Consider the following 15,607-nt stretch of genomic DNA (forward strand, 5'->3'; position numbering starts at 1 on the left):
GCGGTCATCGCGGTGGTCTTTTCGCGGGCAAGCCCGACCCCACAGGATCAATTGTCGCGCTGCAGGTCCGGCGGAATCGGCAGATCTTTCTTCAACGGCTCCGGCGGCTTGCCCTTGCCGGAACGGTACTGGCGAATCTGGAACACGTAAGCGAGCACCTGCGCCACCGCCAGGTACAGCCCGGCCGGAATCTCGTGCTCGAGCTCGGTCGAGTAGTAGATCGCCCGCGCCAACGCCGGCGATTCGAGAATCTGCACCTTGTGCTCCTGGCCGATCTCGCGGATCTTCAAGGCCAAAAAGTCAGTGCCCTTGGCCAACAGCAACGGCGCCGCACCGCCCTTCTCCGGGTCGTACTTGAGCGCCACGGCATAGTGCGTAGGGTTGGTGATGATCACATCGGCCTCGGGCACCGCCGCCATCATCCTGCGCTGCGACGCCTCGCGCTGCAGTTGGCGAATGCGCTGCTTCACCTCTGGCTTGCCCTCGGTATCCTTGTATTCGTCGCGCACTTCCTGCTTGGTCATCTTCAGCTTCTTGTGCGTCTGCCAGAGCTGGAACGGCACATCGACGATGGCGATCAGCAGCAGACCCGCCGCCATCCACAAGGCGCTCCAGCCCACCACCTGCACGCTGTGGATGATCGCCTGCTCGAGCGGCTCCTTGGCAATCGCCATCAGCGCCTCGCGGTCGTTGGCCAGCACCACCAGCGCCACCACCAGCACCAGGAAGAACTTGGCCACCGCCTTGAGCAGTTCGGTCAGCGAGTTCAGCGAGAACATGCGCTTGATCCCGGACAGCGGGTTCATCCGGCTGAACTTGGGCTGCAGCAAGGAGCCGGAAAACAGAAAGCCACCCAGGGCGATCGGGGCCACGAACGATACGACGAACAGCAGCACCAGAACCGGCTGGGTGGCCCAGATGGCCATCTTGCCCGAGGCCATCAGGAAGGCGCCCATGGCCCGCTCGTCGACAATCACTTCACGCGACAGGGTGAAGTTCACGCGCATCAGCGTCATCAGGGTTTCGGCAAGGTGCCCACCAAAGGCCAGCAAGGCCCCGGCACCGCCCAGGGTCACAGCAAAGGTGTTGAGCTCTTTGGAACGGGCGATGTCACCCTTTTCCCGTGCGTCGCGCTTGCGCTTCTCGGTGGGTTCCTCTGTCTTGTCCTGACCGCTCTCGCTCTCTGCCATGCTCAGGGCGCCCGTGCCAGTTCACGCAGCCACTGCAAGGCCTCGCTGGCCAGCTGCTGATAATGCGAGAGGATGTCGGCAAGCCCGACCCAGAAGATGGCCAGCCCCAGCACCAGGGTCAGCGGGAAACCAATGGAGAAGATGTTCAACTGAGGTGCGGCGCGGGTCATCACACCGAAGGCAATGTTGATCACCAGCAGCGCTGCGATGACCGGCAGGATCAACACCAGGCCCGCACCCAGCACCCAGCCCAGACGCCCGGCGATCTCCCAGAAATGCGCGACCACCAGGGCATTGCCCACCGGCAGCGTGGTGAAACTTTCGGTCAGTACCTCGATCACCACCAAGTGGCCGTTCATCAGCAGGAACAGCACACTCACCAGCATGGTCAGGAACTGCCCGACCACCGCCACGTTGACGCCGTTGGCCGGATCGACCATCGAGGCCATCGCCATACCCAGCTGGATCGCGACGATCTGCCCGGCAACGACGAAGGCCTGGAACAGCATCTGCAGCGAAAACCCGAACAGCGCACCGACGATGATCTGCTCGGCGCACAGCAGCACGCCGCGCACGCTCAACGGCTCGAACTCGGGCAGCGGCGGCAGGCCCGGCACGATCACCACGGTGATCGCCACCGCCACGTACAGGCGGATCCGCGCCGGCAGCATGCGCGTACCGAACACCGGCATGGTCATCAGCACCGCTGCCACGCGAAACAGCGGCAGGATGAAAGTGGCGACCCAGGTGCCGATCTGCGCGGCGCTCAGCTCGAGCATGGGTTCATCATCCGATCAACTGCGGAATGCCGCTGTACAGGCCGGTCATGTATTCCATGAACTTCTGCACCAGCCACGGACCGACCACGATCAGAGTGATCAGCATCACCAGCAGACGCGGCAGGAAGCTCAGGGTCTGTTCGTTGATCTGCGTGGCCGCCTGGAAGATCGCCACCAGCAGGCCGACCAGCAGGCTGGGCACCACCAGCACCGCCACCATGAGGGCCGTCAGCCAGAGCGCATCGCGAAATAGGTCGACGGCTACTTCCGGGGTCATCGAAAATTCTCCTTGAGCGGCCTCAGACGCCGCCGAAACTGCCGGCCAGCGTACCCATGATCAACGCCCAGCCATCGACCAGGACGAACAGCATGATCTTGAACGGCAGCGAGATGATCAGCGGCGACAGCATCATCATACCCATCGCCATCAGCACACTGGCGACCACCATGTCGATGATCAGGAACGGGATGAAGATCATGAAACCGATCTGGAACGCGGTCTTGAGCTCGGAGGTGACGAAGGCTGGCACCAGAATGGTCAGCGGCACCTGGTCGGGACCGGCGATGTCGGTACGCTTGGACAGGCGCATGAACAGGTCCAGGTCGCTTTGCCGGGTCTGCGCCAGCATGAAGTCCTTCAGCGGCCCCTGGGCCTTGTCGATCGCCTGCTGGGCGGTCATCTGTTCGTTCAGGTAGGGCTGCAAGGCGTCACGATTCACCCGATCGAACACCGGCGCCATGATGAACATGGTCAGGAACAGGGCCATGCCGGTGAGCAACTGGTTCGACGGTGTCTGCTGCAGGCCCAGGGCCTGGCGCAGGATGGAGAAGACGATGATGATGCGGGTGAAGCTGGTCATCAGGATGACGAACGCTGGAATGAAGCTCAGCGCCGTCATGATCAGCAGGATCTGCAGGCTGACCGAATATTCCTGCTGGCCGTTCGGCCCATTGGACAGGGTGATGGCCGGGATCGACAACGGATCGGCGGCCAGGGCCACGGGCGCGGCCAGAAGCAGCGCCAGGGTCAACAGTAAGCGCAGCGCGCCGCTCATCACTTCTTGTCCTTCTGGTCCTTGCCCATCAGCTCGAGCAGCCGCTGGGCGAATTCCGGTGCCGCCTGGCGCGCGCCGGCAGGCACTTCCACGGGCTCGGCCATGACGTGCAATGCTTCGATGCTGCCAGGGCTGTGGCCGATCAGGATCTGCTCCTTGCCCACCTGCACCAGCAGCAGGCGGTCGCGCGGGCCGAGGGCACGGCTGCCGACGATCTCGATCACCTGCCCGCCGCGCGGCTGCGCCACCTGCAGGCGGCGCAACAGCCAGGCGAGCAGGAAGATGGCGCCCACCACCACGAGCAGGCCAAAGACCATCTGCGCCAGTTGCCCGCCCATGCCGCCCGGCGTCGCCGTGCTGGCCGGCACCGGCGCGGGATCAGCCGCGGCGATCACCACCTCGCTGGCGAGCAATGTGCCCAGGGCGGCGACGCCGCGTATCAGGCCCTTCACTCAGCGCAGCTTCTTGATGCGTTCGCTGGGGCTGATCACGTCGGTCAGGCGGATGCCGAACTTCTCGTTGACCACCACCACTTCGCCATGGGCGATCAGCGTGCCATTGACCAGTACGTCCAGGGGCTCGCCGGCCAGGCGATCGAGCTCGATGACCGAACCCTGGTTCAGTTGCAGCAGGTTGCGAATGCTGATTTCCGTGGCGCCCACTTCCATGGAGATGCTCACTGGAATGTCCAGGATCACGTCCAGGTTAGGACCTTCCAGGCCGACGTTCTCGCTCGGTCGCGGGGAACTGGCGAACTCTTCCATGGGCAGGCGACCTGCGCCGGAGGAGCGGCCACTGTCGGCTGCCAGCAGCGCATCGATGTCCGCCTGGCCCGCATCACCGGTTTCTTCCAGGGCTGCCGCCCACTCATCGGCCAGGGCCTGTTCCTCTGGGGAGGTGATCTCGTTTTCGTTAGCCATAAAGTCCTCGACAGGCTTTCAATTCTTAGTGCGACCGGCTCGCCGTCAGCGGCGCTCGATCGGGTCGATGATCTGCAGCGACAGGGTGCCCTTGTGCGAGCCCAGACGCGCCTTGAACGACGGCACGCCGTTGGCGCGCAGTACCAGGTGTTCGGGCAGCTCTACCGGAATCACATCGCCCGGCTGCATGTGCAGGATGTCGCGCAGCTTGAGCTGACGACGGGCAACGGTGGCCGAGAGCGGCACATTGACGTCCAGCACGTCCTCGCGCAGGGCCTTGACCCAACGCTCGTCCTGATCGTCCAGGTCGGACTGGAAACCGGCATCGAGCATCTCGCGCACCGGCTCGATCATCGAGTACGGCATGGTCACGTGCAGGTCGCCGCCGCCGCCATCGAGCTCGATGTGGAAGGTCGAGACCACCACCGCCTCGCTGGGCCCGACGATGTTGGCCATGGCCGGGTTGACCTCGGAGTTCATGTACTCGAAGTTCACCGGCATGATCGCTTGCCAGGCTTCCTTGAGGTCGACGAAGCACTGGTCCAGGACCATGCGCACCACGCGCAGCTCGGTCGGCGTGAACTCTCGGCCTTCGATCTTGGCGTGACGGCCGTCGCCACCGAAGAAGTTGTCCACCAGCTTGAACACCAGCTTGGCGTCGAGGATGAACAGCGAGGTGCCGCGCAGCGGCTTGATCTTGACCAGGTTGAGGCTGGTCGGCACGTACAGCGAATGCACGTACTCGCCGAACTTCATCACCTGCACACCGCCCACCGCCACGTCGGCGGAGCGACGCAGCAGGTTGAACATGCTGATGCGGGTGTAACGGGCGAAGCGCTCGTTGATCATCTCCAGGGTCGGCATGCGACCGCGGACGATCCGGTCCTGGCTGGTCAGGTCGTAGCTCTTGACGCCACCGGGCTCGGCAGCGCTCTCGGTCTGTACCAGCCCATCGTCGACCCCATGCAGCAGGGCATCGATCTCATCCTGGGACAGCAGGTCCTGCACGGCCATCGAGTGTGCTCCTACTGCAATACGAAATTGGTGAACAGCAACTGGTCGATGACCGGCTTGCCGACTTCCTTCTGCGCCACTTCCTGGACCACCGCAGTGGCCTTCTGGCGCAGCATTTCCTGGCCCACGGCACTGCTGGCCAGACTGTCGAAACCTTGCCCGGAGAACATCATCACCAGATTGTTGCGAATCACCGGCATGTGCACCTTCAGCGCATCGAGGTCAGCCTGGTTGCGGCCCTGCAGGGTGATACTCACCTGCATGTAGCGCTGGCGGCCGTTCTGGTTGAAATTGACCACGAAGGCCGGCGCCAGGGGCTCGTAGATCGCCGCTTGCTTGACGCTGGCCACGGCAGGATCGGCTGCAGGCGCAGGCTCGCTCTTGTGCATGATGAACCAGGTGGCGCCCACCGACAGGCCCACGGCCAGCAGCAAGGCCAGCACCAGCAGCAGGATCATCTTCAGTTTGCCTTTAGTGGCGGGGTCTTTGACTGCGTCGCTCTTCGCCATGCCAATAATCCGTCGTCCATCGGGGTTTCAAGAAAGGATGACGTGGCTGAGCAAGTGTTATGCCAGATTTGGCCGAGGGGGCTTGAGGAGGTGGTAGGAGCGGGCTTGCCCGCGAACACGGGCGTAGCCCGTGCCAGGCAGCGCGGTGTATTTTTCGCGGGCAAGCCCGCTCCCACAGGGATTTGGGCTGGCTTCTAGATTTTGAGCAAGACAGTTGCTCACAAAAGCCCGCACCGGTGTCAGACGCAACCCCCGAGCGATCAGGCGTAGTAATCGACCGCACTGTCGCCGATCACAACCTGCTGTTCCACCGGCCGGGAAGCGTCGGCCAGCTCGGCATCCTCCCCCGCCTCCCCGGCCCGACGCGCTGCGACACCGGACAGGTTCGACCCACCCTGCTGGGCTTGCTGTTGCTGCTGGCGCGACTGATCGGCGACGTTGACGTCAGGCTGGGCCAGCCCCTGCTGGGCGAACAGTTCGCGCAGGCGGTACAGCTGGCTGTCCAGTGCATCGCGCACGCCGGCGTGACCACTGATGAAGGTGACCTGGGTAGCCTGGTCCGCCGCGACATTGACACGAATGTCCAGGCGGCCGAGCTCGGCAGGTTCGAGCTGGATATCGGCCGACTTGAGGTTCTGGCTGGACAGATACATGACCCGGTTGACCAGGCCCTCCGCCCAGGCGCCCTGGTTCATCGCCAGCGGCTGGTGCAGCGGGTTGGTCGGCGGCACGGCGTGCGCGGTCTTGGGTGTGACGGCCTGGGTCAGGTTGGCCAGGCGATTGGCGAAATCGTCCACACGGGTGTCACTGTCAGCATGCTTGACGTCCCTCAGGCCACTGGACAACAGCTCGGAGAAGCCTTTTTCGCCAGGCTGTGATTGGCCGCGCTCGGATTCGCCCTCAGGCTTGACCGCCAGGCTCGCCAAGGTATTGACGTTGGCCTGGGCACTGTCATCCTGGGCCGCGGCCTTGTCGCCCGCAGTGGACGAATGGGCCGAAGTGGTCCCTTTGGCCTGGGCGTTCTGCTCCAGGGCCAGGCGCAGTGTCGGCATGTTTGCCAAGGCATCGGCTTCGGGATCGAAGTCGCTGTCGCTGGCGGCCTCTTCGGTGAGCGCAGGGGGTAAGGGTTCGGCCTGCGCTGCAGGCTGCTGGATCGCGGCCTGCAGCACGGGCGCCACAGCCTCGGCCTGAGCCTGGATCAGCTGCGCGCCCGCCAGGGCATCGGTCACCTGCCCTGCGACCAGGTTGGCATCCAGCGAGTTCGAGTTGCCTGACTGCGCACTGTCGCCAGGCGTGGAAACCTGTCGATCATCGCCACCAGCCTGCTGGGTGCTGTCGCTCGACGTGTTCTTGTCACTGGTTGGCGCGGCCTTGTTGCTGCTGGCTGGCAAATTCTTGCCATTGGCGGCAACCGACGGGGATTTGTCATTGCCGACTTTGCCGCCGGCGCTGAAGTCAGGCTTATCCTTGAATGCAGGTTGCGAGGCCTTGTCGTTGCGCACCGGCGTCGTGTCACGCTGCTGGCGCGCCATCAACTGATCGAAGCCGCCGCCCTGATTGCCTGCTGCCTGCGAGGTTTTGTCCGTCGCGGAACTGGTCGCCCGCGAGTTCGCATTGGCGAGGCCGGCTTGCAACAAGGGATTGGATGCGACAGGCATTGAAACTCTCCACGCCAGTGAACCGAAATAGTATCTGGGTGAAGACAGGCAAAACTCGCGCCAGTTTTGCCATCAGCCTGCAGAAACCCGCTCACGCTCGCTGCGGTAGAAGCGCTGGACCTCGACAAATTCCTGGTCAATCTGATTGATCAGGTCTTCGATGCCGTACAGAGGCTGTTGCCGCACACGCTCCTCAAGCTGTTGGCACAGACCTGCCAAGCCCACTGCGCCCATGTTGCTGCTGCTGCCCTTGAAGCTGTGGGCGGCCATACCCAGCTCGTGGGCATCCTTGGCCTCGTGCAACAGGCTGAGTCGACGCACGGAGTCTTCCAGGAAGGTTTCCAGCAACTGCAGGTAGCCATCTTCCATGACCTCCCGCAGGTCGCTCAGGACCTTGTGATCGATATGCTCGTCTGTCACTTGCTCACTCCTTGATCAAGCTTGATTATGCCTCAATCGCCGGGGCCGCTCACCAGCCGAACTCAACCCGCGCCCGCCGCCCCTGGTCGAGCCATTGAGCCCGGACGCCCAAGCGCTGTACCAGATGCAGCCCACGCCCACTCAAACCTTTTTCCGACGCCGGGCGTGCCAACACCTTCTCGATATCAAAACCCGTGCCACTGTCGCTGATTTCCACTGTGAGACGCCCACCTGCCGCCATCGGTTCCACTCTCAGCGCTATTCGCACGAAGCCCTCGGACAAAGCTGTCAGACGCCGGCCGCGCTCGCGGTAGTACTCGGCAAATCCCGCGGCATCCTGCTTGAGCCGCGAGTCCAGGCCCAAGACTCCGTGCTCCAGTGCGTTGGAGTAAAGCTCACCGAGCACACTGTGCAACACCGCACTGCTGGGGCGCAGACCGTGGATTTCCTGAAGAAACTGCAACAGATAGGGAACCGGATTGAACCGCTTCAGGCTGTCGGCATGCAGCACCAGGGACAACGACCAGTCCAGTGGGCTGGAACGACCGCTGTCGGAATACACCGGCGCCACGGGTGCCAGGCCACCTGGCTCGGCCATGCGGATATCGCACAAGCTGATATCGTCTCGCGGCACACCGCCAAAACGCTCCAGTGCCTGCATCACTTCATCGAACAGCTGCCCAGGGTCTCGGTTGGCCGCCAACACCTCACGCAAACGCTCCACGCCAAACAATCGATCCTTTGCATCGCCGGTATCGACCACGCCATCGGAGAGCAGGAACACTCGCTCCCCCGCCGTCAGCGGCAGTATGTCGGTGCGGTCGTCGAACTGCTCGGGCGCAAGGATACCCAGCGGCAAATGCCGCGATTGCAGCACCGACAGCACCTCGCCGGCGGCCGACAAGCGATAGCCATCGGGCATGCCGCCGTTCCACACCTCGACCGTGCCACGCTCGAAGCTCAGGTTCAGCAGCAGCGCGCAACAGAACATGTCCACCGGCAGGATGCGCTTGAGCTTGGCGTTCATCTCGCGCAGCGTCTCGACCAGGCCATAGCCCTTGGCGGTCATGCCATAGAACACCTCGGCCAGGGGCATCGCCCCAACAGCCGCCGGCAGGCCGTGTCCAGTGAAATCACCCAGCAGTACATGCATGTCGCCCGAAGGTGTGAACGCAGCCAGCAGCAGGTCGCCGTTGAACAATGCGTAGGGCGACTGCAGGTAGCGGATATTGCTGCTTCTCAGGCAACCGGAATGGGCGACCTTGTCGAACACGGCTTTGGCCACGCGCTGCTCGTTAAGCAGGTGATGGTGGTGACGGGCCAGTTCGTCGCGCTGCTCCAGCACCGTGGCCTGCAGCCGGCGCAGGCGATCCATCGCGCCGATCTTGGCGGCCAGAATCACCGCACTGTAGGGTTTGGCCATGAAATCGTCGCCGCCGGCCTCCAGGCAACGCACCAGCCCCTGCTCCTCGTTCATCGAGGTGAGGAAGATGATCGGCACCAGCGCTTCACCGGCCATGGCCTTGATCCGTCGCGCCGCCTCGAAGCCATCCATCACCGGCATCAAGGCATCGAGCAGCACCAGGTCCGGCCGCTCTTCGGCGAACAGTGCCACGGCCTGCTCGCCATTTTCGGCAGTGACCACCTCGTGCCCCTGGCGCCGCACGATCTGCGCGAGCAGCAAGCGATCCGCCGCACCGTCCTCGGCGATCAGCACCCTCAATCCCTGTTCGGCGGGCATGGTCGGCTCAGCTGACGTCGAACAGTTTTTCGAAATTGGAAATGGCGAGAATCTTGCGCACGTCCGAACTGGTATTGATCACTTTGATATCCGAGCGCTCGCCACCGGCGTGATCGCGCAACAGCAGCAGCATGCCCAGCGCGGAGCTGTCCAGATACGTCGCGTCCTTGAGATCCACCACTACCGAATTCGGGGTCGGATCCAAGCGCTCGTAGGCGTCACGAAATTCCTGATGCTTGCCAAAATCGAAATGGCCCTTGACCTTGATCGTCAACTGCTTTTCGTCCGGTGAAAAATCAGATTCGACTGCCATACGTGCGATTCCTTCGAAGATGGCTACGACTCAGGAAGGTTTAGCAGTCGCCCAGCCAGGCCGCAAGCGCAGCGGGTTGAAGCAACGTCGAGCTAGAAATGATTCTGCCGCGGCAACCGCTGCGATAGCTCGTCGAGCAACTTCTGCTCGCGCTTGTCTTCTGCCCGACGAGCCTCGTCCAGGTATCGCTGCACCAGCTTGCGCAGGCCCTCGACCCGGGCATAGGCCTGTTGCCAGGCATCACGGGCGTTCTTGAGGTTGTTCTGGTGCCAGGTCAGGCTCTGACGCTGCTGGGTCATGGCCGTTTCCAACTGCCCCAGAAAGCGCTGGTAGTTGACCAACCAGCTGCCGCCAACGCCCTGGCTGCCGCGGTTGATCCACTGCAACTGGTAGTCCTCGCGAAAACGCTCAAGCTCGGCGAGCTTGGCCTGGGCCTGGGCCACCAATTGCTGGAAATGGCCCATGCGCTGGACGGCCTTGCGCTCGGCCTCCTCGGCCATCTCCACCACCGGCGACAGGCGCGCGGCACGACTGGGCAGGGCCATGGCCTATCAGCCGCCCGCCGGCGGGGCGAACACCGCGCCCAACTGCTCGCCGCTCTCGGCCATGCCGACACTCTCGTCCAGCCCTTGGCGCAAGAACGCCACCAGCTTGGACTGCAAGGCAATGGCCAGGTCGGTTTCCGGATCGCCACCGGCCACGTAGGCACCGACGCTGATCAGGTCGCGACTCTGCGACAAACGCGACCACAGTTGCTTGAATTTCTGCGCCTGGCGCAGATGGTCGGGATCCACCACCTGCGGCATGACCCGGCTGATCGAGGCCTCGATGTCGATCGCCGGATAATGCCCTTCCTCGGCCAGACGCCGGGACAGCACGAAGTGACCGTCCAGCACGCCACGCGCCGAGTCGGCGATCGGATCCTGCTGGTCATCACCCTCGGAAAGCACGGTATAGAACGCGGTGATCGAACCCCCGCCGGCCTCGCCATTGCCCGCGCGTTCGACCAGCTTGGGCAACTTGGCGAACACCGACGGCGGGTAGCCACGGGTGGCGGGCGGCTCGCCGATGGCCAGGGCGATTTCCCGCTGCGCCTGGGCAAAACGGGTCAGCGAATCCATCAACAGCAGGACATTCTTGCCCTTGTCGCGGAAATACTCGGCGATGCGCGTGCAATACATGGCTGCGCGCAGGCGCATCAGCGGCGCATCGTCGGCCGGTGAGGCGACCACCACCGAACGCTTGAGCCCTTCTTCGCCGAGGATGTGCTCGATGAACTCCTTCACCTCGCGGCCCCGCTCGCCGATCAGCCCGACGACGATGATGTCGGCCTTGGTGAAGCGGGTCATCATGCCCAGCAGCACCGACTTACCGACACCGGTACCGGCGAACAGGCCCAGGCGCTGGCCGCGACCGACGGTCAACAGGCCGTTGATGCTGCGGATGCCCACGTCGAGCGGCTGACTGATCGGATCGCGGTTGAGCGGGTTGATCACCGGACCATCCAGCGGCACCCAGTCCTCGGCCTTCATCCCGCCCTTGCCATCGAGGGCACGGCCAGCGCCATCGAGCACCCGCCCAAGCATGCTCATGCCCATCGGCAGGCGGCCGCTGTCATCCAGCGGCACCACCCGCGCCCCCGGGGCGATACCGGCGATACTGCCGACCGGCATGAGGAAGACCTTGCTGCCGGCAAAGCCCATCACCTCGGCCTCGACCTGCACCGGGTGGTAGCTGTCGTCGTTGATCACCATGCAGCGGCTGCCTACCGCCCCGCGCAAGCCTTCGGCTTCGAGGGTAAGGCCGACCATACGCAGCAGGCGCCCCTCGACCACCGGCTGCTCGGGCAGGCTCACCGCCTCGGCATAACCACTCAAGCGCTTGGCGAAACTGGTGCGATCAAGGCGCATCGGGCGCATCCAGCTCAATGGACAGATCCGGTGCCGCCGGATGCAGGGATTGATCGTGGGACTGCTCGAACAGTTGCGCCACGGCCTTCTCCATGCGGGTTTCCATGGTGGCATCGATGCGGCTGTGGGCCGTCTCGATGCGGCAACCACCCGGCAGCAAGGACTCGTCTTCGAGCAGCTTCCAGCTCTCCTCGTGACGCTCGCGCAAGGCCTTGGCCAGCTCGAAGTCCTGGGGATTGAGGTGGATGCGAATATTGTCGGCGCCCATTGGCAGCAACTTGAGGGCCTCACGCAGCACATGGGTGATCTGCCCGGAGTCGCTACGCAGCTCGCGGCCGATCACCTGACGGGCGACATGGACGACCAGGTGCACGAGGGACTTCTCGATCTGGGTGTCCTGCTCGGCAATGGGCTCGAGCAGGTTCGCCATCAGTTGCTCCAGGCCTGCCAGCTTGGCCGTCAGTGCCTCCTCGGCTTCCTGGCGCACCTTGAGCTGCGTGCTGTGGAAACCCTCGCGCTCGCCAGTGGCGAAGCCTTCGTTGTAGGCCTCCTGACGGATCGCCTCGAGCTCTTCGAGGGTCAACGGCTGGACTTCCTCCAGCGGCACTTCCTCGACTTCCTCGACCACCTCGGGTTCAGGCTCAGGCTCGAACTCGGGTTGCGGATCGAAGCTGGGCAGTGCCCACACATCGACACCCTCGAGGTCGCGGGCGCGGATCAGGTCGCTGGGATGTTCTTTGGTGGACATGCTGTCATGTTCTCGAAACCATGTTCGGCCAACGCGATCCCCGTGGGAGCGGGCTTGCCCGCGAATGCGTCAGCAGGGGCAACGCGTTGCCTGGCCTGGCGCCGTCGCGGGCAAGCCCGCGCCCACAGGGTCAGCGCCAGTCAGCACGGTGCGCGAAATCGCTTAGATCATTTCCTCGGCACCCTTGCCACCGAGCACGATCTCGCCGGCCTCGGCCATGCGTCGAGCGATGGTGAGGATTTCCTTCTGCGCCGCCTCCACATCGCTGACCCGCACCGGCCCCTTGGCCTCCAGGTCGTCGCGCAGCAGTTCCGAAGCACGCTTGGACATGTTCTTGAAGATCTTGTCCTTGACCTTCTCGTCCGCGCCCTTGAGCGACACCACCAGCACGTCCGAGGACACCTCGCGCAGCAGCGCCTGGATACCACGGTCGTCGACGTCGGCCAGGTTGTTGAAGACGAACATCAGGTCTTCGATCTGCTCCGACAGGTCGCTGTCGATATCGCGGATCGCATCCATCAGCTGGCCTTCCACGGAACTGTCGAGGAAGTTCATGATGTCGGCAGCGCGCTTGATGCCACCCAGGGTGGTGCGCGCGGCATTGGAGTTGCCCGAGAACTGTTTCTCGAGGATCTGGTTCAGTTCCTTGAGTGCCGCCGGTTGCACGGTGTTCAACGACGAAACGCGCAGGACGATGTCCAGGCGCACCTTGTGGTCGAAATTGCTCAACACTTCACCGGCCTGGTCGGGATCGAGGTAGGCGACCACGATGGCCTGGATCTGCGGGTGCTCATAGCGGATGACATCGGCCACGGCACGCGGCTCCATCCACTTCAGGCTGTCCAGGCCGCTGGTGTTGCCACCGAGCAGGATGCGGTCGATCAGGCCGTTGGCCTTGTCCTCGCCGAGCGCCTGGTTGAGCATCTTGCGGATATAGCCGTCGGAGCCGACGCCCAGGCTGGTCTGGTCGCCGACGATCTCGACGAACTCGCTCATGACCTGCTCGACCTGCTCGCGGTGCACATTGCCCATCTGCGCCATGGCGACGCCGACCCGCTGCACTTCCTTGGGCCCCATGTGGCGCAGGACCTGGGCTGCATCGGTCTCGCCCAGAGACAGCAGGAGAATCGCCGCCTTGTCGACGCGGCTCAGCTTGGCGGTAACGGCTCGGTTGTCACTCATCGGCGTTGATCCACTCTTTCACGACCTGGGCGACACGGCCCGGGTCTTCGGCCACCAGGCCCTTGATTGCGTTCAGTTGCGCCTCGTAGCCTTCGCTCGGGCTTGGCAACAGGATACTGCTCGGGCCGCCGAGGCTGACGCGGTCGTTGCCGAGCTCGCCGTCCAGGCCGATCATGCCGCCCAGTTCCATGTCGCTGTCGGTGGCCGCACTCTTGCCGCCACCGGTGATGTTGTTGAGCACAGGGCGCAGCACGCCGAACACCAGCACCAGGATGAACACTACGCCCAGCACTTGCTTGATGATGTCCCAGAACCACGGCTGCGAGTAGAACGGAATGTCGGCGAGCACTTCACCGCGGTCGGCGGAGAACGGCACGTTCATCACGGTCACGCTGTCGCCACGGCTGGCGTCGAAGCCGACCGCATCCTGCACCAGGCGAGTGAAGCGCGACAGGTCCTCGGCGCCCCAGGGCGCGCGAGTGGTCTCGCCATTGGCATCGACCTTGACCTGGTCGTCCACCACCACGGCCACCGACAGGCGGGTCAGGCGACCTTGCTGCTGGCGGGTATGGCTGATGGAGCGGTCCAGCTCGAAGTTCTTGGTGCTCTGCTGACGCTTGTCGGACGGATATGGCGCGAGCATCGGCTGGCCGGTGGCCGGGTCCATGATCTGCTGGCCGTTGGCATCGACCAGCGGCTGGCCCGGGGCAATGGCACCGGCTGGCGTACCACCGCCAGCGGCGTTTTCCGGGGCGGCGGCACCCGCCGGCGGCTGGTTGCTCAGCGCACCGGGCACACCCTGCGGGCCCTGGCTGCTGGCACGCTGCTCATTCACCGACTGCTCGCTGCGCAGGGCAGGTTGATCGGGGTTGAACTGTTCAGAGGTGGACTCGACTGCGTTGAAGTCGACGTCGGCGGACACCTCGGCCTTGTAGCGGTCGTTGCCCAGCACAGGCTGCAGGATATTGTGCACACGCTGGGTGAGCAGGCCTTCCATGCGCCGGGTGTAATCGAACTGCTTGCCGGCCACGGTCAGCGAGGTGTCTTGCAACTGGTCGGAGAGCAGGTTGCCCTTCTGGTCGACCACGGTGACTTGCGACTTGTCCAGCTCCGGCACGCTGGTGGCGACCAGGTTGACGATCGCCATCACCTGACCGGCTTCCAGGTTGCGCCCCGGGAACATCTCGACCAGTACCGAAGCGCTCGGGCGGCGCTCGTCACGCACGAATACCGAGCTTTTCGGAATGGCCAGGTGCACCCGTGCAGCCTTGATGTTGTTCAGGCTGGAGATGGTCCGCGCCAATTCGCCTTCCAGGCCGCGACGGTAACGGGTCGCCTCCATGAACTGGCTGGTGCCCAGGCCCTGGTCCTTGTCGAGGATCTCGAACCCGATGTTGCCGTCGCTCGGCGCCACGCCGGCGGCGGCCAGTTTCATGCGGGCACGGGAGAGGTCATCGGCCTTGACCAGCAGTGCACCGGAATTCGGCTCGACGGTGTAGGGAATATCAGCGGCGGCCAGGGTTTCCATGACCTGCTTGGTGTCCATGCCGGCCAGGCTGCCATACAGCGGACGGTAATCCGGCTGCTGCGACCAGAGCACCACGGCAAAGCCGATAGCCACGCTGGCGGCCAGCCCGACCAGCAGGCCGACCTGACGCAGCATGGGCATCTGCGAGATGTTTTCCAGGAACGCCATGCCGAACAGCGGCGGCTTGGCCACGGGCGGGCCACTCTTGGCGGGGGCGTTATCGACGACTGCTTCGGCCATGACTCAATACGTCCTCAAACCGGCATCTGCATGATGTCCTGGTACGCCTGGACCAGCTTGTTGCGCACCTGGGTCAGGGCCTGGAACGACACACTGGCCTTCTGCGAGGCGATCATCACATCGGTGAGGTCGACGCCGCTCTTGCCGATCTCGAAGGCGTTGGCCAACTGGCTGGATGCCTGCTGGGTATCGCTGACCTTGTTGATGGCCTGGCCGAGCATGTCGGCGAAGCTGCTCTGGCCCGGGGCAAGCTCAGGCGCAGCGGCGACCTTGGGCAGCGACATGGCATCGGCCTGCATCGCGCGCATGTCCAACATCAGACGATTGAATTCAACACCTTGGCTCATGACCTTCTCTCTCCGGCGGCCGCATTTTTTTGACACTGATGCAGCGGGTAAAA

18 protein-coding genes are annotated in these 15,607 nt (G+C 63.8%); all 18 read right to left on the reverse strand.

Translation table 11 applies throughout. The annotated features are described in order from the left end of the window. Positions 1 to 47 precede the first annotated feature (47 nt). Complete coding sequence (flhB, locus tag ACK3BK_RS17610; RefSeq protein WP_065862046.1) at positions 48 to 1,190, reverse strand: flagellar biosynthesis protein FlhB; 1,143 nt, start codon at positions 1,188 to 1,190, stop codon at positions 48 to 50. 2 nt (positions 1,191 to 1,192) lie between these two features. Continuing rightward, positions 1,193 to 1,969 (reverse strand): flagellar biosynthetic protein FliR, encoded by a 777-nt coding sequence (fliR, locus tag ACK3BK_RS17615; RefSeq protein WP_186666409.1) that lies wholly within the window; start codon positions 1,967 to 1,969, stop codon positions 1,193 to 1,195. A 7-nt stretch (positions 1,970 to 1,976) separates the two neighbouring features. Then, positions 1,977 to 2,246: a flagellar biosynthesis protein FliQ gene (gene fliQ, locus ACK3BK_RS17620; protein ID WP_054891869.1), complete on the reverse strand. Its 270-nt coding sequence runs from the start codon at positions 2,244 to 2,246 to the stop codon at positions 1,977 to 1,979. A gap of 22 nt (positions 2,247 to 2,268) precedes the next feature. Further along, positions 2,269 to 3,024, reverse strand: coding sequence for a flagellar type III secretion system pore protein FliP (gene fliP, locus ACK3BK_RS17625; RefSeq protein WP_186666411.1), 756 nt, complete (start codon positions 3,022 to 3,024; stop codon positions 2,269 to 2,271). After that, positions 3,024 to 3,476: a flagellar biosynthetic protein FliO gene (gene fliO, locus ACK3BK_RS17630; RefSeq protein WP_186709799.1), complete on the reverse strand. Its 453-nt coding sequence runs from the start codon at positions 3,474 to 3,476 to the stop codon at positions 3,024 to 3,026. The genes fliP and fliO overlap by 1 nt, the downstream gene beginning before the upstream one ends. After that, complete coding sequence (gene fliN / locus ACK3BK_RS17635) at positions 3,477 to 3,944, reverse strand: flagellar motor switch protein FliN (protein WP_186666415.1); 468 nt, start codon at positions 3,942 to 3,944, stop codon at positions 3,477 to 3,479. A gap of 45 nt (positions 3,945 to 3,989) precedes the next feature. Continuing rightward, positions 3,990 to 4,958: a flagellar motor switch protein FliM gene (gene fliM, locus ACK3BK_RS17640; protein ID WP_054891873.1), complete on the reverse strand. Its 969-nt coding sequence runs from the start codon at positions 4,956 to 4,958 to the stop codon at positions 3,990 to 3,992. Between the two features lie 11 nt (positions 4,959 to 4,969). Continuing rightward, positions 4,970 to 5,467 (reverse strand): flagellar basal body-associated protein FliL, encoded by a 498-nt coding sequence (gene fliL / locus ACK3BK_RS17645; RefSeq protein WP_186666417.1) that lies wholly within the window; start codon positions 5,465 to 5,467, stop codon positions 4,970 to 4,972. Positions 5,468 to 5,727: 260 nt separating this feature from the next. Then, on the reverse strand, positions 5,728 to 7,125 hold the full coding sequence (locus ACK3BK_RS17650) for a flagellar hook-length control protein FliK (protein ID WP_411382987.1): 1,398 nt from the start codon (positions 7,123 to 7,125) through the stop codon (positions 5,728 to 5,730). A gap of 72 nt (positions 7,126 to 7,197) precedes the next feature. Beyond that, the gene (locus ACK3BK_RS17655) at positions 7,198 to 7,545 is read right to left on the reverse strand and encodes an Hpt domain-containing protein (RefSeq protein WP_411382988.1); all 348 of its coding nucleotides are present in this window, start codon (positions 7,543 to 7,545) and stop codon (positions 7,198 to 7,200) included. A gap of 49 nt (positions 7,546 to 7,594) precedes the next feature. Then, positions 7,595 to 9,286, reverse strand: coding sequence for a fused response regulator/phosphatase (locus ACK3BK_RS17660; protein ID WP_186666421.1), 1,692 nt, complete (start codon positions 9,284 to 9,286; stop codon positions 7,595 to 7,597). 7 nt (positions 9,287 to 9,293) lie between these two features. Further along, the gene (locus ACK3BK_RS17665) at positions 9,294 to 9,599 is read right to left on the reverse strand and encodes an STAS domain-containing protein (RefSeq protein WP_411382989.1); all 306 of its coding nucleotides are present in this window, start codon (positions 9,597 to 9,599) and stop codon (positions 9,294 to 9,296) included. A gap of 92 nt (positions 9,600 to 9,691) precedes the next feature. Beyond that, the gene (fliJ, locus tag ACK3BK_RS17670) at positions 9,692 to 10,144 is read right to left on the reverse strand and encodes a flagellar export protein FliJ (protein WP_186666423.1); all 453 of its coding nucleotides are present in this window, start codon (positions 10,142 to 10,144) and stop codon (positions 9,692 to 9,694) included. Between the two features lie 6 nt (positions 10,145 to 10,150). Next, positions 10,151 to 11,509, reverse strand: coding sequence for a flagellar protein export ATPase FliI (gene fliI, locus ACK3BK_RS17675; RefSeq protein ID WP_411382990.1), 1,359 nt, complete (start codon positions 11,507 to 11,509; stop codon positions 10,151 to 10,153). Beyond that, positions 11,499 to 12,257 (reverse strand): flagellar assembly protein FliH, encoded by a 759-nt coding sequence (gene fliH, locus ACK3BK_RS17680; protein ID WP_186719849.1) that lies wholly within the window; start codon positions 12,255 to 12,257, stop codon positions 11,499 to 11,501. The genes fliI and fliH overlap by 11 nt, the downstream gene beginning before the upstream one ends. A 162-nt stretch (positions 12,258 to 12,419) precedes the next feature. After that, positions 12,420 to 13,439: a flagellar motor switch protein FliG gene (gene fliG / locus ACK3BK_RS17685; RefSeq protein ID WP_186666427.1), complete on the reverse strand. Its 1,020-nt coding sequence runs from the start codon at positions 13,437 to 13,439 to the stop codon at positions 12,420 to 12,422. Further along, complete coding sequence (fliF, locus tag ACK3BK_RS17690; protein WP_186666429.1) at positions 13,432 to 15,207, reverse strand: flagellar basal-body MS-ring/collar protein FliF; 1,776 nt, start codon at positions 15,205 to 15,207, stop codon at positions 13,432 to 13,434. The genes fliG and fliF overlap by 8 nt, the downstream gene beginning before the upstream one ends. Positions 15,208 to 15,221: 14 nt before the next feature. Continuing rightward, on the reverse strand, positions 15,222 to 15,554 hold the full coding sequence (gene fliE, locus ACK3BK_RS17695) for a flagellar hook-basal body complex protein FliE (protein ID WP_054891884.1): 333 nt from the start codon (positions 15,552 to 15,554) through the stop codon (positions 15,222 to 15,224). Positions 15,555 to 15,607: the final 53 nt, after the last annotated feature.

Origin of the sequence: Pseudomonas sp. L7 (assembly GCF_046605565.1) — a bacterium.
GTDB classification, from domain to species: domain Bacteria; phylum Pseudomonadota; class Gammaproteobacteria; order Pseudomonadales; family Pseudomonadaceae; genus Aquipseudomonas; species Aquipseudomonas wayambapalatensis.